This window comes from Pseudomonas sp. H2_A10, from assembly GCF_054680085.1.
This window is the reverse complement of record NZ_CP162821.1, coordinates 756976-779124: the sequence shown is the minus strand read 5'-3', so window position 1 is coordinate 779124 and position 22149 is coordinate 756976. Positions and strand designations below refer to the sequence as shown.

General features: G+C 62.3%; 22 protein-coding genes. 15 read left to right on the top strand and 7 right to left on the bottom strand.

All coding sequences use genetic code 11. The features are described from left to right. Positions 1–164 precede the first annotated feature (164 nt). On the bottom strand, positions 165–872 hold the full coding sequence (locus AB4O23_RS03470; RefSeq protein WP_017528420.1) for a GntR family transcriptional regulator: 708 nt from the start codon (positions 870–872) through the stop codon (positions 165–167). A gap of 265 nt (positions 873–1137) precedes the next feature. Here AB4O23_RS03470 and AB4O23_RS03465 point away from each other — a divergent pair, with 265 nt between their 5' ends. From AB4O23_RS03465 to AB4O23_RS03430, 8 genes are all read left to right on the top strand, one after another. Further along, positions 1138–2031 (top strand): TauD/TfdA dioxygenase family protein, encoded by an 894-nt coding sequence (locus AB4O23_RS03465; protein WP_223497276.1) that lies wholly within the window; start codon positions 1138–1140, stop codon positions 2029–2031. Between the two features lie 14 nt (positions 2032–2045). Next, positions 2046–3071, top strand: coding sequence for an ABC transporter substrate-binding protein (locus tag AB4O23_RS03460; protein WP_017528418.1), 1026 nt, complete (start codon positions 2046–2048; stop codon positions 3069–3071). Position 3072: 1 nt separating this feature from the next. Then, positions 3073–3924 (top strand): ABC transporter ATP-binding protein, encoded by an 852-nt coding sequence (locus tag AB4O23_RS03455; RefSeq protein ID WP_017528417.1) that lies wholly within the window; start codon positions 3073–3075, stop codon positions 3922–3924. Positions 3925–3936: 12 nt separating this feature from the next. Further along, complete coding sequence (locus AB4O23_RS03450) at positions 3937–4785, top strand: ABC transporter permease (RefSeq protein ID WP_017528416.1); 849 nt, start codon at positions 3937–3939, stop codon at positions 4783–4785. 54 nt (positions 4786–4839) lie between these two features. Then, the gene (locus AB4O23_RS03445; RefSeq protein WP_017528415.1) at positions 4840–5760 is read left to right on the top strand and encodes a LysR family transcriptional regulator; all 921 of its coding nucleotides are present in this window, start codon (positions 4840–4842) and stop codon (positions 5758–5760) included. Positions 5761–5930: 170 nt separating this feature from the next. Continuing rightward, on the top strand, positions 5931–7466 hold the full coding sequence (locus AB4O23_RS03440; protein WP_460070126.1) for an MFS transporter: 1536 nt from the start codon (positions 5931–5933) through the stop codon (positions 7464–7466). Between the two features lie 15 nt (positions 7467–7481). Beyond that, positions 7482–8540 (top strand): HlyD family secretion protein, encoded by a 1059-nt coding sequence (locus AB4O23_RS03435; protein WP_017528413.1) that lies wholly within the window; start codon positions 7482–7484, stop codon positions 8538–8540. Continuing rightward, positions 8537–9982 carry an efflux transporter outer membrane subunit gene (locus tag AB4O23_RS03430; protein WP_017528412.1) on the top strand — a complete coding sequence of 482 codons (1446 nt, stop codon included), beginning with the start codon at positions 8537–8539 and terminating at the stop codon, positions 9980–9982. The genes AB4O23_RS03435 and AB4O23_RS03430 overlap by 4 nt, the downstream gene beginning before the upstream one ends. Before the next feature lie 205 nt (positions 9983–10187). Here AB4O23_RS03430 and AB4O23_RS03425 read toward each other — a convergent pair whose 3' ends face one another. The 6 genes from AB4O23_RS03425 to AB4O23_RS03400 form a co-directional block, all read right to left on the bottom strand. After that, positions 10188–10811, bottom strand: coding sequence for a protein phosphatase 2C family protein (locus tag AB4O23_RS03425; RefSeq protein WP_267864601.1), 624 nt, complete (start codon positions 10809–10811; stop codon positions 10188–10190). Then, positions 10808–11041, bottom strand: coding sequence for a hypothetical protein (locus AB4O23_RS03420; RefSeq protein ID WP_017528410.1), 234 nt, complete (start codon positions 11039–11041; stop codon positions 10808–10810). The genes AB4O23_RS03425 and AB4O23_RS03420 overlap by 4 nt, the downstream gene beginning before the upstream one ends. Continuing rightward, entirely contained in the window at positions 11041–11352 is a 312-nt protein-coding gene (locus tag AB4O23_RS03415; RefSeq protein ID WP_017528409.1) for a hypothetical protein, read from the bottom strand. Before AB4O23_RS03415 ends, AB4O23_RS03420 begins: the two co-directional genes overlap by 1 nt. Positions 11353–11356: 4 nt before the next feature. After that, on the bottom strand, positions 11357–11905 hold the full coding sequence (locus tag AB4O23_RS03410; RefSeq protein ID WP_225913304.1) for a hypothetical protein: 549 nt from the start codon (positions 11903–11905) through the stop codon (positions 11357–11359). A gap of 78 nt (positions 11906–11983) precedes the next feature. Next, complete coding sequence (locus tag AB4O23_RS03405; protein ID WP_065876861.1) at positions 11984–12688, bottom strand: DUF3142 domain-containing protein; 705 nt, start codon at positions 12686–12688, stop codon at positions 11984–11986. Next, a complete protein-coding gene (locus AB4O23_RS03400; RefSeq protein ID WP_017528406.1) occupies positions 12685–14853 on the bottom strand; it encodes a hypothetical protein in 2169 nt (722 codons plus the stop codon). Before AB4O23_RS03400 ends, AB4O23_RS03405 begins: the two co-directional genes overlap by 4 nt. A gap of 192 nt (positions 14854–15045) precedes the next feature. Here AB4O23_RS03400 and AB4O23_RS03395 point away from each other — a divergent pair, with 192 nt between their 5' ends. The 7 genes from AB4O23_RS03395 to AB4O23_RS03365 all read left to right on the top strand — a co-directional run bounded on the left by AB4O23_RS03395 (position 15046) and on the right by AB4O23_RS03365 (position 22142). Continuing rightward, the gene (locus AB4O23_RS03395) at positions 15046–16644 is read left to right on the top strand and encodes a glycosyltransferase family 39 protein (RefSeq protein WP_068936864.1); all 1599 of its coding nucleotides are present in this window, start codon (positions 15046–15048) and stop codon (positions 16642–16644) included. A gap of 32 nt (positions 16645–16676) precedes the next feature. After that, positions 16677–16925, top strand: a complete 249-nt coding sequence (locus AB4O23_RS03390; protein ID WP_017528404.1) for a DUF2789 domain-containing protein — start codon at positions 16677–16679, stop codon at positions 16923–16925. 199 nt (positions 16926–17124) lie between these two features. Continuing rightward, the gene (locus AB4O23_RS03385) at positions 17125–17535 is read left to right on the top strand and encodes a MarR family winged helix-turn-helix transcriptional regulator (RefSeq protein ID WP_065876859.1); all 411 of its coding nucleotides are present in this window, start codon (positions 17125–17127) and stop codon (positions 17533–17535) included. After that, positions 17532–19610 (top strand): FUSC family protein, encoded by a 2079-nt coding sequence (locus tag AB4O23_RS03380; RefSeq protein ID WP_137220433.1) that lies wholly within the window; start codon positions 17532–17534, stop codon positions 19608–19610. Before AB4O23_RS03385 ends, AB4O23_RS03380 begins: the two co-directional genes overlap by 4 nt. Further along, the gene (locus tag AB4O23_RS03375; protein WP_065876857.1) at positions 19607–19816 is read left to right on the top strand and encodes a DUF1656 domain-containing protein; all 210 of its coding nucleotides are present in this window, start codon (positions 19607–19609) and stop codon (positions 19814–19816) included. Before AB4O23_RS03380 ends, AB4O23_RS03375 begins: the two co-directional genes overlap by 4 nt. Continuing rightward, positions 19813–20703, top strand: a complete 891-nt coding sequence (locus AB4O23_RS03370; RefSeq protein ID WP_065876856.1) for an efflux RND transporter periplasmic adaptor subunit — start codon at positions 19813–19815, stop codon at positions 20701–20703. The genes AB4O23_RS03375 and AB4O23_RS03370 overlap by 4 nt, the downstream gene beginning before the upstream one ends. Beyond that, positions 20700–22142: an efflux transporter outer membrane subunit gene (locus AB4O23_RS03365; protein WP_460150396.1), complete on the top strand. Its 1443-nt coding sequence runs from the start codon at positions 20700–20702 to the stop codon at positions 22140–22142. Before AB4O23_RS03370 ends, AB4O23_RS03365 begins: the two co-directional genes overlap by 4 nt. The last annotated feature ends 7 nt before the right edge of the window (positions 22143–22149 follow it).

Below are 22149 nucleotides of genomic sequence, written 5' to 3'. Positions count from 1 at the left end.
GCTGAAAAACGTAACGAGTATAGGAATGTAGTGGATGTTTTTCTAAATGATATTGGCCGTGGGCAGCGGCTTTATTAAATAAGAAGCTTCTTTGGCGCAGGGGCACTACCCGGCAGACACAGTACCCCAACGTTAAGCGTAAAGAAGGGCGGGCGAAAACCCGATTACGGGGTTTTCTTGCCGGTGGTGTCCACGCCATTGAGATAGGTGGTAATAACTTCCATCCCACGCATCAGGTGATTGCGCAGGGTCAGGACGCTTTCCTCGACTTTCTTCTGCGCCACCAGGTTCAACAGTTCACGGTGGTCGTCCTGGGTTATCTGGCCCAGCCCCATGGCCTGAAGGTTGAAGCGCAGGAAGCGTTCTTCCTCATTCAGCCCGTGTTCCACCAATTTGAGCAGTCGCTGGTTAGGCGCCTTGCCGTAGAGCGCCATGTGAAACAGGCGATTGAGACGACCCATCTCGGCGTAATTTTCTTCCTGCTCCAGAGCGCGGATAAACGCGTCCGCTTCGGCGATATCGGCGTCGGTCAGCAACGGAATCGACAAGCGCAAGGCTTCAGACTCCAGCAACATCCGCAATTGATAGGTCTCCGCCGAATTGTCTTCAATCACGGGGGCCACCACGGCGCCTTTGTGGGTCACCACATGCAGCAGCGACTGGGCCTCCAGCTGGCGCAAGGCTTCACGCACCGGCATGCGGCTGACCCCGAACAGGCTGGCCAACTCCTGCTGACGCATGGCGGTACCACAGGGCAACCGGCCGTCGAGGATGGCATTGCGCAAGGTTTCTTCAATCACGGAGCGAGCAAGGTGGGCGGGAATAGGACCGCTGATCTTGATGCTGTTCAAAGGGGTCGGCTTCTGCGTCACGGCTACGTTGTGCTCTTTTTCTAAAAGTGATGGCTAATTGGATCCAATGCACACTAGAGAGTGCCCTTAAGCTTGTCAAACAGGCACGGTTTCGGCTTGTAAGCGTTTCAACACGCGATTCCGACGGCCCACGCCAGGCTTTTCGCAGATCTTACACGGCCCGATCACCTTGCTCCCTTCCCGCATATCGTTATTCATTATCGGTATTTAAAATCAAGTTCTTATGCCTATAAAGTCAATCTCCTGACCCACCGGGAGTGAACTCATGTCCGCCGCCTCTACTGTTCCAACAGCGATCCCTGCCGCCCAAGCCTTCGAGGTGCGCCCACTGCCCGGCAGCGTGGGGGCCGAGATCATTGGCCTGGACCTGTCCCGGCCAGTCAATCAGCAGGATTTTGCGCGCATCCGCCGCGCGCACCTGGACCATCACGTGGTGGTGTTTCGCGACCAGCGCATCACCCCCGAACAGCACATCGCCTTCAGCCGCCGTTTTGGCGTGCTGCAGATTCATGTGCTCAAACAGTTCCTGCTGGCCAACCATCCCGAAATCCTGATCGTCTCCAACATTATTGAAAACGGCCAATCCATCGGCCTGGGCGATGCCGGCAAGTTCTGGCATTCAGACCTGTCCTATAAAGAACTGCCCAGCCTTGGTTCGATGCTGCACGCACAAGAGCTGCCTAGCGAAGGCGGCGACACCTTGTTCGCCGACATGCACAAGGCCTGGGATCAGTTGCCCGAGCACTTGCGCAAAGCCGTCGAGGGCCGCAGCGCCGCGCATTCCTACACGGCGCGTTACAGCGAAACCAAATTCGAAGGCAACTGGCGCCCAACGCTCACCCCGGAACAGTTGGCGCAAGTGGCCGAAGTGGTGCACCCCATCGTGCGCACGCATCCGGAAAACGGCCGCAAGGCGCTGTTCGTCAGTGAAGGCTTCACCACCCGCATCGTCGGCCTGCCCGAGGATGAGAGCCGTGACCTGCTGGCCCAGCTTTATGCCCACAGCGTGCTGGCGCACAACATCTATCGCCATCAATGGCAGCCTCACGACCTGGTGTTCTGGGATAACCGCTCGCTGATCCACCTGGCCGCCGGTTGCCCGAGCCACCTGCGCCGCAAGCTGTTTCGCACCACCATCCAGGGCGACGCGCCTTTCTGATTCGGAGCATGACCATGTCCAGGAACATTCCATTTGCACGCTTGGCCGCCACCCTCGGGCTGGGCGTGAGCCTGCTGGCCGGTAGCCTGGTGGCGCCTGCGGCGGCCCAGGCCGAAGGTGAGATCCGCATCGCCGAACAATTCGGCATCGTTTACCTGTTGCTCAACGTGGTGCGCGATCAGCACTTGATCGAGAAGTACGGCAAGCAGGAAGGCATCGACATCAAGGTCGACTGGACCCAGCTCTCCGGTGGCGCGGCGGTCAATGATGCGCTGCTCTCCGGCTCCATCGATATAGCCGGGGCCGGCGTCGGCCCGCTGCTGACCATCTGGGACCGCACCCACGGCAAACAGAACGTCAAGGCCGTGGCGTCCCTGGGCAATTTCCCGTACTACCTGGTCAGCAACAACCCCAAGGTCAAGACCATCGCCGACTTCACCGACAAGGACCGCATCGCCGTCCCCGCAGTGGGCGTGTCCGTGCAGTCGCGCTTCCTGCAATACGCCGCCGCCAAGCAGTGGGGCGACCAGGAATTCAATCGCCTCGACAAATACACCGTCGCCGTTCCGCACCCCGACGCCACCGCCGCACTGATCGCCGGCGGTACCGAGTTGACCGGGCATTTTTCCAACCCGCCGTTCCAGGACCAGGCCCTGGCCAACCCTAACGTGCACGTAGTGTTGAACACCTACGACCTGCTCGGCCCCAACTCGCCAACCGTGCTGTTTGCCACTGAAAAATTCCGCAATGACAACCCCAAGACCTATAAAGCGTTCGTCGAGGCACTGACCGAAGCCGCGCAGTTCGCCCAGAACGACAAAGGCGCCGCCGCCGATACTTATATCCGTGTGACCAACGCCAAGATCGACCGCGCCGAGTTGCTCAAAATCATCGACAACCCACAGTTCGAATTCAGCGTCACCCCAAAAAATACCTACCCGCTGGCGGAGTTCCTCTACCGTGTCGGCGCCATCAAAAACAAGCCTGAATCGTGGAAGGACTACTTCTTCCAGGACGCCAAGCCCCTGCAAGGAAGTTGAAATGAACGCGCCCTTGCAAGGCCACGCGGCCAGCAACCTGCACACCGCCGAGCCGCTGCTGGCGGTGGATAACGTCAGCCTTGAATACCGCACCCCCGAGCGCGTGGTGCGGGCCACCCACCAGGTCAGTTTCGAAATCGACCCGGCCGACCGCTACGTGTTGCTTGGCCCTTCGGGCTGCGGCAAGTCCACCTTGCTCAAATCCATCGCCGGGTTTATCAAGCCCTGCGAAGGCCAGATTCGCCTGTTGGGCCAAAAGGTCGAGCAACCGGGCCCGGACCGCATCGTGGTGTTCCAGGAATTCGACCAGTTGCCACCGTGGAAAACCGTCAAGCAGAACGTGATGTTTCCACTGCTGGCATCCAACACCCTCAAGCGTCGCGAAGCCGAAGAGCGCGCGCTGCACTACCTCGATAAAGTGGGCCTCAGTGCCTTTGCCGAGGCGTACCCGCATACGCTCTCCGGCGGCATGAAAGCCCGCGTAGCCATCGCCCGTGCCTTGGCCATGCAGCCGAAAATCCTGCTGATGGACGAACCCTTCGCCGCCCTCGACGCCCTGACCCGGCGCAAGATGCAAGAGGAGTTGCTGCTGCTCTGGGAAGAGGTGCGCTTCACCCTGTTGTTTGTCACGCACTCCATCGAAGAAGCGCTGGTGGTGGGCAATCGCATCCTGCTGCTGTCGCCGCACCCTGGGCGCGTGCGCGCGGAAATCCACAGCCATCAATACAACCTGCACAGCCTTGGCGGTGTGGACTTCCAGGCGTCGGCGCGGCGCATTCATCGCTTGTTGTTCGATGAAACCACGGCTGCCGAACCCGAGTTGGGTTTTGCCGATATCCGCATCGCTTACTAAGGAGGGCGACCCATGCGCCAGGAATACGAAATCACCCTCGAACCCTTGCTCAGCGTCCCGGTGGAACGCGAACTGCCACTGCGCCAGCGCTTGTGGCAACAAGGCTGGCTGCGCAAGGGCCTGATCCTGATCGTGCTGGCGATCCTCTGGGAAGCCGTCGCGCGCTACCAGAACAACGACCTGCTGCTGCCGAGCTTTCTGCAAACCTTCAACGCGCTATACGACGGGCTGCTCAGCGGCGAACTGCTGAGCAAGGTGAGCATCTCGCTGGTGGTATTGCTCAAGGGTTACCTGATCGGCATTGTGCTGGCGTTCGCCCTCACCACCTTGGCCGTGTCGACCCAATTGGGCCGCGACCTGCTCAGTACCCTGACCTCGATGTTCAACCCGCTGCCGGCCATCGCATTGCTGCCGCTGGCGCTGCTGTGGTTCGGCCTGGGCCAGAACAGCCTGATTTTCGTGCTGGTGCATTCGGTGCTGTGGGCGCTGGCGCTCAATACTTACTCGGGGTTTTTAGGCGTGTCCGAAACCCTGCGCATGGCGGGCCGCAACTATGGTCTCAAGGGGATGCGCTTTGTGCTGTTCATCCTGATCCCGGCGGCGCTGCCGTCGATTCTTGCCGGCCTCAAGATCGGCTGGGCGTTTGCCTGGCGCACGCTGATCGCCGCCGAACTGGTGTTCGGCGCCACCAGTGGCAAGGGCGGTTTGGGCTGGTACATCTTCCAGAACCGCAACGAGCTGTACACCGACAAGGTATTTGCCGGGCTGGCGGTGGTGATCCTGATCGGCCTGTTGGTGGAAAACCTGGTGTTTGACACCTTCGAGCGGCTCACCGTAAAGCGTTGGGGCATGCAGCGCTGATACACCTGCTACGATTGCATCCCGTTCACTCCCTTACGCTCACGAGTGCTTGGCATGCAACTACCGGACATGAACCTGCTGGTCGCCCTCGACGCCTTGCTCGACGAGGGCAGTGTGGTCGGCGCCGCGCGGCGGATGAACCTCAGCCCGGCGGCCATGAGCCGCACGCTCACGCGTATTCGCGAAGCGGTGGGCGACCCGATCCTGGTGCGTGCCGGTCGAGGGCTGGTGCCCACGCCCAAGGCCCTGGAGTTGCAAGGCCAGGTACGCACCGTGGTGGAACAGGCGGCGTTACTGTTTCGCTCGTCCGAGCAAGTGGACCTGAGCACCCTGCGCCGCCGCTTCAGCGTGCGCGCCAATGACTTTTTTATCGGCGTGTATGGTGGCCGACTGTTCGACACCATGGAGCGCATGGCCCCCCTGTGCGAGCTGTGTTTCGTGCCCGAAGGCGATACCGATGACGAAGCCCTGCGCGAAGGGCGGCTGGATCTACGCGTGAGCAACACCCTGCCGGCGAGCCCCGAGGTCAAGGTGCAGAACCTGTTCTCCACCACCTTTGTTGGCCTGGCGCGGCAGGATCACCCCTTATTCGACGAAGAAATCACCGCCGCACGTTTCGCCAGCTATTCCCATATCAGCATCTCGCGGCGCGGCCTCGCCCGCGGGCCGATCGACACCGCGCTGAACGCCCAGGGCCTGGAGCGGCGCGTGGCGATGATCGCTCCGGGTTTTCATGGCGCGATGTTCATGCTGCCCGACTCCGATCTGATCCTGCCGGTGCCCAAGGAAGCGCTCTACAGCGCCAATCGCCTGAAGCTGCCGCTGCGTGCCTTCTCGCTGCCGATCTCCCTGCCGACCCTGGTACTCGCCCAGTCCTGGCACCCGCGCTTCGACAAAGACCCGGCTCACAAATGGCTGCGCGAGACGATGCGCGAGAGTTGCCACGCCACCTGGCTGGAAGCCCAACCGACCTGAATTTCAAGCGTACACAGGGCAAATGTAGGAGGGGGCTTGCCCCCGATGGCGGTGTATCAGGCAACCCAGGATTGCGTCTGGCACACTTATAAGCTGTCGATAAGTAACTTTTTGTCATGCGTATGCCTGAATAAACTGCTCGGGTATTTCCCATTCCGAGTTACCTGTTCATGACGTCCCTCGCTGCCCCCACCCTTGCGGCCGCAGCCAAGCCCGCCACCCTGGCCCCGCCCGTGTTCGGCCCGCGCATCATCATCGGCCTGGTCGGTGTGTTGCTGGCGGTGCTGGTATCGGGCCTCAACGAGATGGTCACCAAGGTGGCCCTCGCCGACATTCGTGGTGCGCTGTACATCGGCTTTGACGAAGGCACCTGGCTGGTCGCGGCCTATACCGCCACGTCGGTCGCGGCCATGGCGTTTGCGCCCTGGTGTTCGGTGACGTTTTCCCTGCGCCGCTTCACCCTGTACGCCATTGGCCTGTTCACCGTGCTGGGCATCCTGTGCCCGTTCGCGCCGAACTACGAAAGCCTGTTGCTGCTGCGCACCGTGCAAGGCTTGGCCGGTGGTGCGTTGCCGCCGATGTTGATGACCGTAGCCCTGCGTTTCCTGCCGGCCAACGTCAAGCTGTACGGCCTGGCCGGCTACGCACTTACCGCCACCTTCGGTCCGAGCCTCGGCACCCCGTTGGCGGCGCTGTGGACCGAATACGTCGGCTGGCAATGGGCGTTCTGGCAGATCGTCGCGCCGTGTCTGCTGGCGATGGCCGCCGTGGCCTACGGCTTGCCGCAAGACCCGCTGCGCCTGGAGCGCTTCAAGCAGTTCAACTGGCGCGGCCTGCTGCTGGGTTTCCCGGCGATCTGCATGCTGGTGATCGGCCTGCTGCAAGGCAATCGGCTGGACTGGTTCGAATCCGGCCTGATCACCTGTTTGCTCACTGGCGGCAGCGTGCTGCTGGTGTTGTTCATGCTCAATGAGTGGTCGCACCCGATACCGTTCTTCAAGTTGCAGATGCTCGGCCTGCGCAACCTGTCGTTTGCGTTGATCGTGCTGGCGGGCGTGCTGATGGTGCTGACCTCGGTGATCATCATCCCGTCGAGTTTCCTTGCGCAGGTCCAGGGCTACCGGCCGCTGCAGACCGCACCGGTGATGCTGCTGATGGCGCTGCCGCAGTTGATTGCGCTGCCGCTGGTGGCGGCGCTGTGCAACCTGCGCTGGGTCGATTGCCGCTGGGTGCTGGGCATCGGCCTGGGCATGCTGGTGCTGTGCTGCGTCGGCAGTGCGCACCTGACCTCGGCGTGGGTTCGCAACGACTTTTACGGCCTATATCTGCTGCAAATCTTCGGGCAACCCATGGCCGTGCTGCCGCTGTTGATGCTCTCCACCGGCAGCATCCAACCCTCCGATGGGCCATTCGCCTCGGCCTGGTTCAATACCGTCAAAGGCCTGGCTGCCGTGATCGCCACCGGCGTGCTGGATACGCTGACCACCCAGCGCCTGCACTTCCATTCGACCCTGCTGGTGGACCGCCTGGGCAATTCGCCTCTGGCCGACGGCGACGCGGTGGGCCTGGCCCATCGGCTGCACGAACAGGCCGTGGTGCTCACCTCTTCCGATCTCTATTACGTCATGGGCGGTGTCGCCGTGGTGCTGATCCTGCTGATTTTCTGGATGCCCACGCGGATCTTTCCGCCTCGCGCACCGACCTAGCCCCAAGGACCTCTCATGAAACGCAAAGATAAAATTGCCGTCTGCGTCATCGCAGTATTTACCGTCGGTGTGCTGGTTTACCTGGCTGCGCCGGGCTTGCTGGGCAACCCGCGCCAGAGCACCAACGATGCCTTCGTCGCCGCCGACTTCACCCTGGTCGCCCCGCGCGTGGCCGGGTTTATCAAGCAAGTGCTGGTAGAAGACAACCAGCAGGTCAAGGCCGGGCAACTGCTGGCGCTGATCGACGACCGTGATTTTCGCGCCGCAGCCCAGGCCGCCGATGCCGACACGCTGGTCGCCCACGCCCAACTGAAAAATGCCACCGCCACCCTGGAGCGCCAAAGCTCGGTCATCGCCCAGGCGCAAGCCACCGTCGCCGCCGACCGCGCCGAAGTGGCCTTCGCCGAACATGAACTGAACCGCTACAACCACCTCGCCGGGGTGGGCGCGGGCACGGTGCAGAATGCGCAGCAAGCCAAGACCCGTATCGACCAGGCCACCGCACGCCTGGCCAAGTCCACGGCGGTGCTGGCGGCCGAGCGCAAACAGGTAGAAATCCTCACCGCCCAGCGCGACGCGGCCGACGGTGGGCTCAAGCGTGCCCAGGCCGCACTGGAAATGGCCAGCTATCAGCTGTCCTACACGCGCATTGTCGCGCCGGTGGACGGCATGGTTGGCGAACGTGCGGTGCGCGTGGGCGCCTACGTCACGCCCGGCAGCAAGCTCCTTGCCGTGGTGCCGTTGGCCGAGGCCTACGTGGTGGCCAACTTCCAGGAAACCCAGCTTTCCCATATGCACGCCGGGCAAGCCGTGCAGGTGCGTGTCGACAGCCTTGACGGCGAGTTGCTCAACGGTCACCTGGAAAGTCTGGCCCCCGCGACCGGCGTAACGTTCGCCGCCGTCAAGCCCGACAACGCCACGGGTAATTTCACCAAGGTGGTGCAGCGTATTCCGGTGAAAATCGTGCTGGAGCCCAACCAACCGCTGACCGAGCGCCTGCGCGTGGGCATGTCGGTGGAGGCCAGCGTCGATACCCAACCGGTTGCACGTCAGCGTGAGGTGGCCCAGCAATGAAACGAGTTGCCTGGCTCACCTTAAGCCTGATCAGCCTGAACGCCTGCACCGTCGGGCCGGACTTTCAACGCCCGCAAACCCCACAGGTCACGCAATGGAGCGAGCCCCAGGGTCGCCGGGCCGACAGCCGCGCCGTCAGCGACCCGTTGCAGGAGCGCTGGTGGGATGTGTTCCACGACGAACAACTCTCGGCCCTCACACGCCGTGCCCTTACCGACAACCTCGACCTGAAACTGGCCGGCAGTCGCCTGGCGCAAAGCCGTGCCGTGCGCCAGGTGACCACCGCCGAGCGTTACCCCAACGTCGATGCCACAGGCGCTTACCAGCGCAAACGCAACAGCGGCAAAGGCTTGAGCGACCCCTCCGGTGAAAACGGCCACGCCGCCTTCAACCAATGGGACATGGGCTTCTCGGCCGCCTGGGAGCTGGACTTCTGGGGCCGTGTAAAACGCGAAACCGAAGCCGCCAACGCCACCCTGCAAGTCGCCGAAAATGACCGCCGCGCCGTGCTGTTATCGGTGCTGGCCGAAACCGCCCAGGACTACATCCAACTGCGCGGCGTGCAGAACACCCGCGCCGTTACCGAGCAAAACCTTGACGTCGCGCGCCACAGCCTCAAGCTCTCGCAACTGCGCCTGGCCGACGGCGTGGCAACGGATCTGGACGTGGCCGAAGCCGCCGCCCAAGTCGCAGCCATTGAAGCGCGCCTGCCGGACCTGCAGCAGCGCCAGGATCAATTGATCAACGCCCTGAGCCTGCTGATGGGCGAGCCGCCACAAGCGCTGCACGCGCAACTGTCCAAAGACGCCGCCGTGCCGCAAGCCCAGCGCCAGGTCGCCATCGGCCTGCCGTCGCAGCTTGCCGAACGCCGCCCGGATATCCGCCAGGCCGAAGCCCGCCTGCACGCGGCGACCGCCAGCATCGGCGTGGCCAAGGGCGATTTCTACCCGCGCATCACCCTGTCCGGCAACCTGGGTTCGCAGGCGATGCAATTGTCCGATTTCGGCTCGTGGGGCTCGCGCGCGTTCGCCATCGGCCCGCAAGTGAGCCTGCCGCTGTTCAACGGCGGGCGCCTGCAAGGCATGGTGCATCTGCGCCAAGCCCAGCAACAGGAAGCGGCCCTGGCCTACCAACACACGGTGCTGCGCGCCTGGCATGAGATCGACGACCAACTGACCCGCTACAACGCCAGCCAACTGCGCCGCGACAGCCTGGCCGAAGCCGTGCGCCAGAACCAGATCGCCCTGACCACCGCACAACACCAGTACGTCGAAGGCGTGGCGGATTTCGTCAATGTGCTCACCGTGCAAAGCGCGTTGCTGGCGACGCAGGAACAGTGGGTGGAGAGTTCCACCGGTGTGTCGTTGGCAATGGTGGGGTTGTACAAGGCATTGGGGGGAGGGTGGGAATCGGTGTATCCATTGCAGGCGGCCAGGCGCTGAGGTCCTGAAGCAGAACACGGTCGAACTGTGGGAGCGGGCTTGCTCGCGAAAGCGGTGGGTCAGTACCGAATGGGCTGACTGACAATTTGCCGTCACGGCATAGGGGGCTCCACAGTTTTTAAAAGTTGAAAAACTCCCTGTGGTGAGCGCTGGGACTTACGTCTTTAAAAGCATAAAGGTGGCATCGTCTTCGGTCGAATAGCCGTCAAAACTCCGCTGTGTGATGGCGTCGAGTTGATGTTCTGCCGGGAGTTCTGCCCAGAATCCATCGGTCGCCAAAATCCATGTGGTGTACTGGCAGTACTTGTATGACTTGATACGCTGGCTCGTGGGAGCGACGGTAACTCATGCAGTTGAGCAGCTTTTTACGGGCGGGGCTGCTCGCGATAAGCGCGTGGCTCAGGTTGCCTTTCCAATTGGGCCCGCAGTGTGGCGAGCTAAGCCAGTTCACCGGTTGATTTGATTCCAGATACCCCAGGCAGCAATCACCGGCGTGAAGGGTGATGGCCGTCTGGTCGAAAACCAGCAGGACCAGGTAGCTGGTGGCGGCGACTGGAAAATCGGGGCACAGAGTTGAATGCACCCGGTTGAGCAGCGTAAGCGTCAGCCGCAGCGCCTTCTCAAGGCAAGACACTTCAGTCGCAGCTGCTTGGGTGAAGGACTCGAGCAAATACTGAGTCATGGCTTTTGCCAGTTCACCACTTCCGGATTTAGACGCTCCGTCGGTGATGACATAAAGCTGGGCGCCTGAATTGTGCGCCGAACCGCTGAAATCGCGGTTTTCTGCACGATGGGTTCCTTGCCGGCTCAGGCTCAGGTGCAGGATCAAACGGGGGCTCCGAAATCAATCAGCGCGGTGAGGCGCTTGTGAATGAAGGCCTCGCGATCAGGGTCTTGGGCGGTGCTTTGGATCACGTCTTGAAACGCGGTCAGCTTGAGCAGCGCGGACAGTTGATCGCTCACGAAACGACGTAGCGCTTCAGGTGCTCGTTTCACTTCCGCGATCAGCTCTTCTCGACCGTCCAACAGAGCAATGATGTCTTCAATATCGTTGGACATCAGTACGTCGCCATGCCCCTTCCTTGATAGGCCTGCAGTTTCGCAGCAAGAAACCACGGCGCTGCAAAGACTTTGATGCCAGTGCCGTTGGGCAATGTGTAATCAACAGCATTTTCCAATCCTCCGATAAACCAGGTATTGGAAAACCCCGGCACCTTCTCATCGGTGGGCATGAAATCAACTTTCAATGTCCCCAAACGCAGGCGACAAGTCACCGTGTCTTGACCGGTGTTTTTGAACCCCTTGGTCTTGAGGGTCTCTTCCAGTCGATACCAGGCCGCGGTACTGGTTAAGTGGATGACCAAGTCCACGTCATCAGTGCCGCGAATGGACTCCTGAGTGTATTCGTCGGTGATCAGCAGGACGGTTGTGCATCCGCCCACAAAGGCTACTTGCTGGCGCAGCTCGGCTCCCAGCGCCTCCGCGCACGATGGGGCCTGGCTTTGCCGGGAAAATATAACGAATGCTGTAAGTGTCGAGATCAAGCAGTGCTTTTTTTCTGACGAGGGGCGAACCGTCGGTATTGTCCGTAAAGACCAGGCCGATCTCGCGGCAACGGCTTAGAGATGAAGAAACCTCTGTTTTGCTCAGACCCAGCGCCGATGCCAGGGCTCTTACAGAGTAGCTTTGCTGGTTGTCCTGCTCGACCGGCTCGTTATCGTGCCAGCCGCGCCAGTCTTCTAGATCAGCAAGCCTTACGGCCTGGGTATCACCGTCACTGTTTAGCCATTGATTGACGGTCGAAATGACCGAACCTTCCGAATCTTGCATCACTGCGAACTCGCGCTTTTTCACGCGCTTTCCCCTGGCCTGCAGCTCCAGGCTTATGAGTTTGAACAAGATCAGCACGTCTTGACTTTTCATGAGTCTCCAAACCTGAGTGTCCTCTGTCCGCGGACAGAGGACGCGTTTTGCGTAGGTTCAACACCAATGTCAAGAACCTCAAGGATTCTGCAAAAACACCACATACCCCCTAAACCACTCACTCCCCTTCAAATACCCCGGCTCCTGCCATTCCCCGCCCTGAATCAAACCGATCTTGAACGGCAGCCCCAGCCGGTTCATCCGCGGCAGATACGCGGCGTAGTCCGGGATGCTGTGGCGCCCTTGATACGTCTGCACCACCACTTCATCCACCACACCCTTGAGCTGGGCAATGGCGGCGGGGTCGGCGTTGCTGCTCCAGTCCATCAGGCCGGTGATGCTCAGGCGCAGCTCAAAGGGCAGGCGTTGGCGCAGGTCGCGCAGGAAGTCGGCGTAGTCGTGCAGGTATTGGGTGCGGGCGTCGAAGTCGATCTGGATGCCGACCACCGGGTTGCCCGCGTCGCGCCAGCGTTGTACCTGGCCGAGCAGTTGGGTGTAGACCGCTTCCGGCCAGTGCAGGGTATGGGCGCGGTACACCACCCAGACTTCGCCTTCGGTGAGGCGCGGCACGCTGATGCCCTGGGCGATCATCCGCACGCCACGTTGCGGTGCGCGGCGGGTGGAGTTGATCTGGCCCTGGAGGATGTACAGGGTCTTGGCCTGTTTGAGTACCGGCTGGGGCGTGACGCCGCTCCACAACCAGAAAGCGTCGTAGTCACGGGCATCGACGGCGGCGAAGGCCGGGCTTGCCAGCAACAGCAAGCCTAGCCACAGGTGTTTCACCAGTAGTACTGCAGCGACTTGCCCCACTCGGTGTCGGCGAAGCCGGTCTTGAGCTGGCGGAACCAGGCCTTGCGCACGGCGGGCTCGACGTCCTTGCCACCGCAGCTGTTGTAGCCGGCCGGTGCGTAGCAGTTGATGGCGCGGAACAGTGCATAGGCCTTGTCGTTCTTCGGCGCCTTGGCGTCGCCGATCACCTGTTTGTAACCGTCGAGGCGCGAGAAGGTTTCGCCCTGGAACTGTGACGCGGTGCTGCCCAGGCTGCCGGCGGCGCGAGCCTGTTCCAACGGCATGCCGTCCAGGCTGTTGCGCAGGATGAATTCGCCCAGGCAGTTAAGGCCCTGAGGGTTCTTCGCATCGTTTTGCAACGTGGCGGCGGTTTGCGCGATGGTGGGGCAGGCATAGCCGGATTCGGCTTTGTCGCCGTTCCACTGGAACAACGTCAAGGCCTGGCCGCTGCTGTAGACGTAGCCCAGGCTGGTGCCCAGTTTGTCTTCAGAGACCTGGGCCGGCAGGTGTTTGAAATCGTCGGCGAAGGTGGCGAACTGGCTGTGCAGCAGGTCTTTGTAGAGCAGCACGAACTGCGCGGTCTGGCGCTCCAGCGGGTCGCCGGCCTGGGCGATCTGCTGGCGCAGCAGTTCAGGCCCGGCGATGTTGCGCAGCAGGATGTAACGCACTTGCTTGGCGCTGATCGGCGAGTCGCTGGCGAACACCTTGGCCACCTGGCCGCTGCGCTCGTAGTTCATGGCCAGGGCCAGTTCCAGCTGATCGCGTTGCAGGGGCAGCTTGGCCAGGGGCAACAGCTGCAGCCACAGAGCTTCGGCGTTTTTCCAGTCGTTTTTGGCCTCCATCGCCAAGGCGCGCAGGGTTTGTTGGCTGAAGGCGAAATAGTCCAGGCTCGACGGCACCTCCTGGGGCAGGTGTTTCAAGGCGTTGTCCGGTTGATGCTCGACGTACAGGGCGAAGGCGGCCTGCAGGTACTCGAACACCTCGGGCCTGTCGGCAAACGTGGCTTTTTGCGCGTCGAGGTCTTCGCGGGTCAGGCGCGGTGGGGTGCTGGCGCGCATCGAGCGCAGGTCGGTCACCACTTGCATCATCGGGTCCTTGATGCTGCCGCCCCAGACCATCAGCAACTTGAGGTCGGCTTCTTCCACCAGTGCGTCCAGCGACACGTTGCGCTGGGCGTCGGTGGCTTCGGTCATTTGCCAGGCGAAGTCTTCGGAGAGCTTGTCGAAATCGTCCGCCAGCCAATGCACGCGGCGCAGCAGGCCACGGGCAGACATTGCATAGTCGCCCTGTGGATAAGTTTCCAGGTAGCCCATGAAGCCTTTTTCGGCAGCGCTCAGGGCGGGCTTATCCACATGCTCGAGTTGCGGCATGTCGTATTGGTCGAACGCTTCGGCCTGCGCCTGGTTCAGCAAGGTACGCGCGCTCATGTACTGCGCGGTTTCCTTCAACCAGGACAACTCGCTGCCGCTGGCGGCGGCAAAACCGCGCTCGGCCTCGCTGAAACGTCCGCTGTAAAAGTCGGCCGCGGCTTGCAGGTAGGTCCGCAGCATGCGGCCATTGGACGACTCGATAGGCTCGGCGACCACTGGGCCGTCCCAGGTGCAGGTGACCAGCAGTTGCAGGCGCGCCTTTGCCAGCAACTGGCGCTCTGCGGTGGGCATGTCTGCCTTCACCACCTGGCGGATGAAGGCGGTGGCGCTGTCATCGTCGTTACTGCGGCAGCGGCTGCCTTCGCCATCAAGGTAGGCCTGACCAGCGGTTGTGTACTCCGTGCGCTTGATGCCCAGGGGGGTCAGCAGGGTATCGAGTTCTGCGGTTGAGGAGTCGTCGGCGCCGTCCGAGTCGGGTTCGGTCTCTCCGTTGGCGGCGCGGTTGAGGCGATACACCGGAAACGGCACCGGGCCAAAACCCTGGGACAGGTCATCGTCGTTCAAAGCGTCGGGGGCCAGTGGCGCGACTTGTTTGTCGGCCAGCAACAGGCGCAGGTTCACCCGGCTGTCGTTGCCTGGACTGAGGAACGGCTGGTTGCTGCAGGTATCGAGGCGGTCGCGCGAAACCCGCCAGTCGGGGTAGCAGGTATCGTCGGAACTGGCCTGGGCCGGTAATGAGATAGCGGCCAGCAATGCCAGTGCCAGGGGTGACAGAAAACCGATGCGCATGACGTGTCCTTGATCCTGAGTCCATGGAGGGCGGCAATCATAGCCTGAACTGATGAGTGCTTCGGTGAAGGCCTACACAAATTGGCGATTTGTCTGATTAGTGAGGCGATACAGACGCGTTTGTCCTAGAGTGGCGGTTGGTTGTGCATGCGCAGTGTTTGCCAACACAGGGGTGGTAATAGCGGAGTTGGTATGCGTCGGTCGGTGTTACGGCAACACGAAAAAACAAGCGCATTGGCCTCGTTCGCTCAGCAAATGTGCAGCTGGCAGGGCGTAGCCGTGCTCGGTCGTTTGTGGTGGGTGCCCATCCTGGCGCTGGCCATGGCCCTGCGTCTTTACCACCTCACGTCAGCGGCGATCTGGGGCGACGAAGGTTCAAGCCTGCTGCTTAGCGAGTACGCCTTGGACGACCTGTGGTTTCACGCGGCCCATGACGTGCATCCGCCGCTGTACTTCTTCATGTTGCGCAGTTGGATCGAATGCTTTGGTGACAGCATCTGGTCGATACGCAGCATGAGTGCGCTCCCTGGTGTGGTGGTGGTGGGCTTGGGCGCCTGGCTCGCGCGGCAGCTGTCCACCCGACGCGCCGCCGTGTTGGCGGGTGTCATGCTGGCGCTGTTGCCGACGGCGGTGCGCTACAGCCAGGAAGTGCGCATGTATTCGCTGCTCGGCGTCTGGTTGCTGGGCGCCACGCTGGCGCTGGTGTACTGGGCGCGCCAGCCCGAGCGCACACGGTATCTGGCGGCGTATGTACTGCTGATGAGCGCCGGGTTTTATACCCACTACTTCACGGCGTTGTGTGTGCTGGTGCATTGGGCGTACATAGGGCTGTTGAGTACGTCGCGCGCGCCTGGCCTGCGTTTGATCGCGCGCCCGGCGTGGTGGGTGGCCAACGGGGTGATTGTGTTGCTGTACCTGCCATGGTTGCCGAACCTGCTGGACCTGGTGCAACACGTCGAACAGCTCAAAGTGGGCGGGGATATTGGCTGGGAAGAACCGGTCAACCTGTTGTCCCTGCCATCGATGATCTGGCAGTTCGTCTTACAGGACGAAGGGGTGGGCTTCTGGCCGCCGCTGTTCTGGGGTTTTGCGCTGTTGCTGGTCGCTGTAGTCTTTTTTGCTGGCTGGCGTGACCGCGAGCGTTTGCGCCCTGCCAGCCTGCTGGCGCTGTTTTTCCTGCTGCCGTTGTTGCTGGTGTACGCGGTATCGTTTATTTCGCCGGTGTTTATCGAACGCTATCTCACGGTGTACGCCTTGGCGCTGCCGATCCTCCTGGCGCTGGTCATCGACCGTGCTTCATGGCTGGGGGCGGCTTTGTTTGTGTTGTTTGTCGGCGTTGAACTGGTGGGGTTGAAGAACAACTTCGCGGTGGACGAACACGATCAATTCAACGTGCCGGTGGAGTTCGTCAATCGCAACTACCAAGAAGATGACCGCATCGTGCTCAGCGACATGATGTGGTACCTCAGCTACGTGTATTACGACCAGACCGATGCGCAACTGCAGCTCTACACCCCACCCAAACCTGACGGCACGCCCACCCGGCCGAACGCTTACGGCTTCGGCACCCTGGTCGACCAGGATGGTGGGCGCATCTACCTCGACCGCCTTTCTGCATTGCCCGTCGACACCCGCCGCGTATGGTTGATCAGCAGCAACGAAGCGCCTGACGATTTCGCGCCCTTGCCCCAGGGCTGGCGCGAACTCAGCCGCCAGGACGGCGGCGGTGCCAGGGCGCGGTTGTTTGTGTTGTGCAACGCACCGGCGCCGCAGCCCGAAGGCTGCCGCTAGACTCTCTTGAACGTCCTCACGAGGAACCCGCTATGGAATCGCCACTGCACAGCTTGCCGGCGTTGTTCAAACAGCTTGGCTTGCCGGATGATCCGGTCAGTATCGAGCAATTTGTCGCTTCTCATTCGCCGCTCAAGCCGGAATTGAAACTGGCGGATGCGTTTTTTTGGACCCAGGCCCAGCAGGCGTTTTTGCGTGATGAGATCTTGGAGGATGCGGATTGGGCGGTGGTGGTGGATGAGTTGAATTTGATGTTGCGCGGTGGGCGGGGGGCCCAATAAGGTCACCGCCGTGTCAGGGGAGCACCGAAGTGCAGATTTTAGGGCTGCTTCGCAGCCCAGCGCTGTTGCCACCGAACTGCTCCACCCATCGCTAAATTGTTTCAAAACTTGACGTATTTGGATCCCTTCGCCATATTGATAGTTAGCAAACTAACTGTATGCAAGCTATCCAATGCCTCAATCCCTCGAACAACTTCAGATGCACCTCAGCAGCAGCATGGTGGTGGGCGCCCGTCACTGGCGCAAAATCTGCCAGACCACGCTGGTCAGCTATGGCATCTCCGAAGCCTGCGCCGTGCCCCTGTTGATGATCGGCCGTTTGGGCGACGGTGTGCACCAGGTGAAAGTGGCCCAGGCCTCCGGCCTGGAAAGCCCGTCGCTGGTGCGCCTGCTCGACCAGTTGTGCAGTGGCGGTTACGTGTGCCGCACCGAAGACATCCACGACCGTCGCGCCAAGGCCTTGAGCCTCACCGAGCGCGGCCGTGAGCTGGTGCAAGCGGTGGAAGCGCAATTGGTGCGCCTGCGCCGTGAAGTGCTGGCGGACATTGCGCTCGCCGATATGGAAGCCGCGCTGCGTGTGCTGCGTGCTTTTGAGGCGGCGACGCTGTGAGCGGATTCTTCAGTGGTTTTCCGCCGGCCCGCGACTGGTTCTATGGGGTGCGGACCTTCGCCGCGTCGATGATTGCGTTGTACATCGCCATGCTCATGCAAATGCCGCGTCCGTATTGGGCGATGGCCACCGTGTATATCGTCTCCAGCCCGTTTGTGGGGCCGACCAGTTCCAAGGCGTTGTACCGCGCCATCGGCACCTTGATGGGCGCGGCGGCGGCGGTATTTTTTGTGCCGATGTTCGTGCAATCGCCATACATTCTGGTGGTGGTGATTGCGTTGTGGACGGGCACGTTGCTGTTTCTGTCCATGCACCTGCGCACTGCGAATAACTACGCGTTGATGCTGGCCGGCTACACCTTGCCGCTGATCGCCCTGCCGGTGGTGGATAACCCCCTGGCGGTGTGGGACGTGGCCGAAGCGCGCACCGAAGAAATCTTCCTCGGCATCGCCGTCGCCGCCGTGGTGGGCGCGATGTTCTGGCCACGGCGCCTGATGCCGGTGTTCGATGGCTCGGTGGCCAAGTGGTTCGCCGATGCGCAGGTCTACAGCCAGCGCTTTCTGACGCGCAACGTGGAGCCTGAAGAAGTCAGCGCTTTACGCAGCGGCATGGTCGCCACCTTCAACACCCTCGAATTGATGATCGGCCAGTTGCCGCACGAAGGCGCGCGGCCGCAGACGGTGCGTAACACCAAGGAACTGCGCGGGCGCATGATCCATCTGCTGCCGGTGGTGGATGCCCTCGACGATGCGCTGTACGCCATCGAACACCGCGCGCCGCAGTTTCTTGAGCGCCTCACGCCGCTCCTGGACGCCACCCGCCAATGGTTGGAAGACTCCCAGCAAAGCGCGCCCCTGGACCGCTGGCGCGCCCTGCGCGACCAGGTCGACGCCCAACAGCCCCAAGGCGATGCGCTGGACGACCGCCACACCTTGTTGTTCTCCAATGCGCTGTACCGCCTGGGCGAGTGGATCGACCTGTGGCAAGACTGCCGCAGCCTGCAAGCCGCCATCCGATGCGAGAGCCAGGACACCTGGCGCGCCGTTTACCGTCACTGGCGGCTGGGCCGGCTCACGCCGTTCCTCGACCGTGGCCTGATGTTCTATTCGGCGTTTTCCACCGTCAGCGCGATCATCGTCGCCTCGGTACTGTGGATTTTGTTGGGCTGGACCGACGGCGGCAGCGCCGTGATCCTGGCGGCGGTGGCGTGCAGCTTCTTCGCCTCGATGGACGACCCGGCGCCGCAGATCTATCGGTTCTTTTTCTGGACCGCGATGTCGGTGTTGTTCGCCAGCCTCTACCTGTTTCTGGTACTGCCCAATCTGCATGACTTCCCGATGCTGGTGCTGGCGTTCGCGGTGCCGTTCATTTGCATCGGCACACTGACCGTGCAGCCGCGCTTTTACCTGGGCATGTTGTTGACGCTGGTGAACACCTCCTCATTTATCAGCATCCAGGGCGCCTATGACGCCGACTTCCTCAACTTTGCCAACGTCAACCTGGCTGGCCCGGTAGGCCTGCTGTTTGCGTTTGTGTGGACCCTGGTCGCGCGGCCCTTCGGCGCCGAACTGGCGGCCAAGCGCCTGACCCGTTTCAGCTGGCGCGACATCGTTGGCCTCACCGAACCCGCGACCCTGGCCGAACACCGGCACATGGCCGTGCAAATGCTCGACCGTTTGATGCAGCACCTGCCGCGCCTGGCCCTTACCGGCCAGGACACCGGCATTGCCCTGCGCGATTTGCGGGTGGCGCTGAACCTGCTCGACCTGCTGGCGTACTCGCCGCGCATCCTCGGCGTGCCACGGGTGCTGCTCAATCAAGTGGTCGAGGGGGTTGGCGCTTACTTCAAGGCGTGCCTCAAGGCGGGTGAACGCCTGCCCGCGCCCAGCGGTCTGCTGATGACACTCGACCGCACGCGCCGCGCGCTCAACGGCCAGGGCCTGCAAGACGAGGACGACACCCGCCTGCACCTACTGCACGCGTTGGCCGGCCTGCGCCTGGCGCTGTTGCCTGGCGTCGAATTCATTGATGGCACACAGATGCAAGCGCCGCTGCCCGATGGAGCGCCTTTATGATCGGTGATCTGGATATAAGCGGGGTGTTCCTGCCCACGTTGCTGGTGCTCATGGGCATTACGTATCTGTTGTTTCTGGTGGTGCACGGGTTGTTGACGCGCATGCACTTCTATCGCCTGGTCTGGCACCGGGCATTGTTCAATGTGGGGCTCTACGCGCTGTTGCTGGGCGCGGTGGACTCACTCAGTCGATACCTGATGACATGAAAAAACCTTTTTTGACCATCGGCCGTGTAGTCCTGACGCTGTTGATCGTGAGCTTCGCGGTCGTCGTGGTGTGGCGCATGGTCATGTACTACATGTTTGCGCCCTGGACCCGCGACGGGCACATCCGTGCCGACATCGTGCAGATCGCCCCCGACGTGTCCGGGTTGATCCAGCGCGTGGACGTGCATGACAACCAATTGGTGAGCAAGGGCCAGGTGCTGTTTGCCGTCGACCAGGACCGCTTCAAGCTGGCCCTGCGCCAGGCCCAGGCCGCCGTGGCCGACCGCCAGGAAACCCTGGCCCAGGCCCAGCGCGAGTACAAGCGTAACCGTGGCCTGGGCAACCTGGTGCCCAGCGAGCAACTGGAAGAAAGCCAGTCCCGCGTGGCCCGTGCCCAATCGGCCCTGGCCGAAGCGCAGGTGACGGTGGACTCCGCCCAACTGAACCTCGACCGCTCGGTGATCCGCAGCCCGGTGGACGGCTACGTCAACGACCGCGCGCCGCGCACCCAGGAGTTCGTCACCGCCGGGCGCCCGGTGCTGTCGGTGGTGGACAGCAACTCGTTCCACATTGACGGCTATTTCGAAGAGACCAAGCTCGACGGCATCCAGGTCGGCATGGGCGTGGATATCCGCGTGATCGGCGATAACGCGCGCCTGCGCGGCCACGTGCAGAGCATCGTCGCCGGTATCGAAGACCGCGACCGCAGCAGTGGCTCCAACCTGCTGCCCAACGTCAACCCGGCGTTCAGTTGGGTGCGCCTGGCCCAGCGGATTCCGGTGCGCATCGCCTTTGACGAAGTGCCGGCGGACTTTCGCATGATCGCCGGGCGTACAGCCACCGTATCGATCATCGGCGACAAACCCCCTGCCGGAGCCCAGCCATGAAGCAGCTGTTGGCCGCCGCCGCGCTGGGTTTGCTGTTGTCGGCCTGCCAGGTGGTAGGGCCGGATTACCAGCTACCGGACAAGGCCGCCGTCAACCGTGCCGACCTGCAAGGGCAACTGCCATTGGACGGTAAACACGTGGTGTCGGCGCCGGTCCCCGACGACTGGTGGAAACTGTACAAAGACCCGCGCCTGGATGAGCTGGTGCGCCAGGCCATGGCCTCCAACACCGACCTGCGTGTGGCCGCCGCCAACTTGCAGCGCGCGCGTTTTCAGACGCAACAGGCGCAATCCGCCGGTGGCTGGAGCGCCGGGGCCAAGGCTGAAGCGCAGCGCCTGCAGGAATCCGGCGAGGCGTTTTTGCTGGCGGACAAGGTCCCGGTGGACAACATCGGCAGCGTGGGCATCACCACCTCTTATCAATTTGACCTGTTCGGCACCTTGCAGCGCGGCATCGAAAGCGCCCAGGCCAGTGCCGACGCGGCCCAGGCCGCCGCCGATATTGCGCGCATCACGCTGGTCGCCGATGTGGTGCGCTCCTACACCCAGGTCTGCGCGGCCAACGAAGAGTTGGCGATTGCCAACCAATCCCTGGCCCTGCAAGCCCAGAGCACCCGCCTGACCCAACGGCTGCGCGACGCCGGCCGGGGCGACGAGACCCAAGTCACGCGCTCGCAAACCCAGTACAAATCGCTGCGCGCCGACATGCCGCGCTACGAAGCGGCGCGCCAGGCCGGGCTGTTCCGCCTGTCGATGCTGCTGGCCAAGCCGGTCGACCAGTTGCCGGCGGGCACCGGCGGTTGCGCCGAGCTGCCGCACATCGCCCAGCTGTTGCCGGTGGGCGACGGTGCCGCGCTGCTCAAGCGTCGCCCCGACGTGCGCCAGGCCGAACGCCAATTGGCGGCTGCCACGGCGCGTATCGGCGTAGCCACCGGCGCGCTGTACCCGGACATCGCCATTGGTGCCACCGTCGGTACCGTTGGCCTGCTCGACAACCTCGGCCAGCCGGCCACCAACCGCTGGGGCTTCGGCCCGATGATCAGTTGGACCGTGCCGACCAACGGCGCGCGCGCGCGCATCCATGAAGCCGAAGCCGCCACCCAGGGCGCCCTGGCGCATTTCGATGGGGTGGTGCTCAACGCCATCCGCGAAACCCAGACCGACCTTGCGCAATACACCGCCGTGTTGCAGCGCCGCGACGCGCTCGCCGATGCCGAGCAATCAGCCCGCCAAGCCGCGGACCAGACCCACCGGTTCTTCCAGGCCGGGCGCGAGTCGTTCCTCGCCGACCTGCAAGCCACCCGCACCTACACCGCGATGCGCGCGCAATTGGCGGCGGCCAATACTCAGGTCGCCATGAGCCAGATCGATCTGTTCCTGGCCCTGGGCGGCGGTTGGGAAAGCGGACGAACGCACGCTTCGCCAGCCAGCAAACCCTGAGCCAATA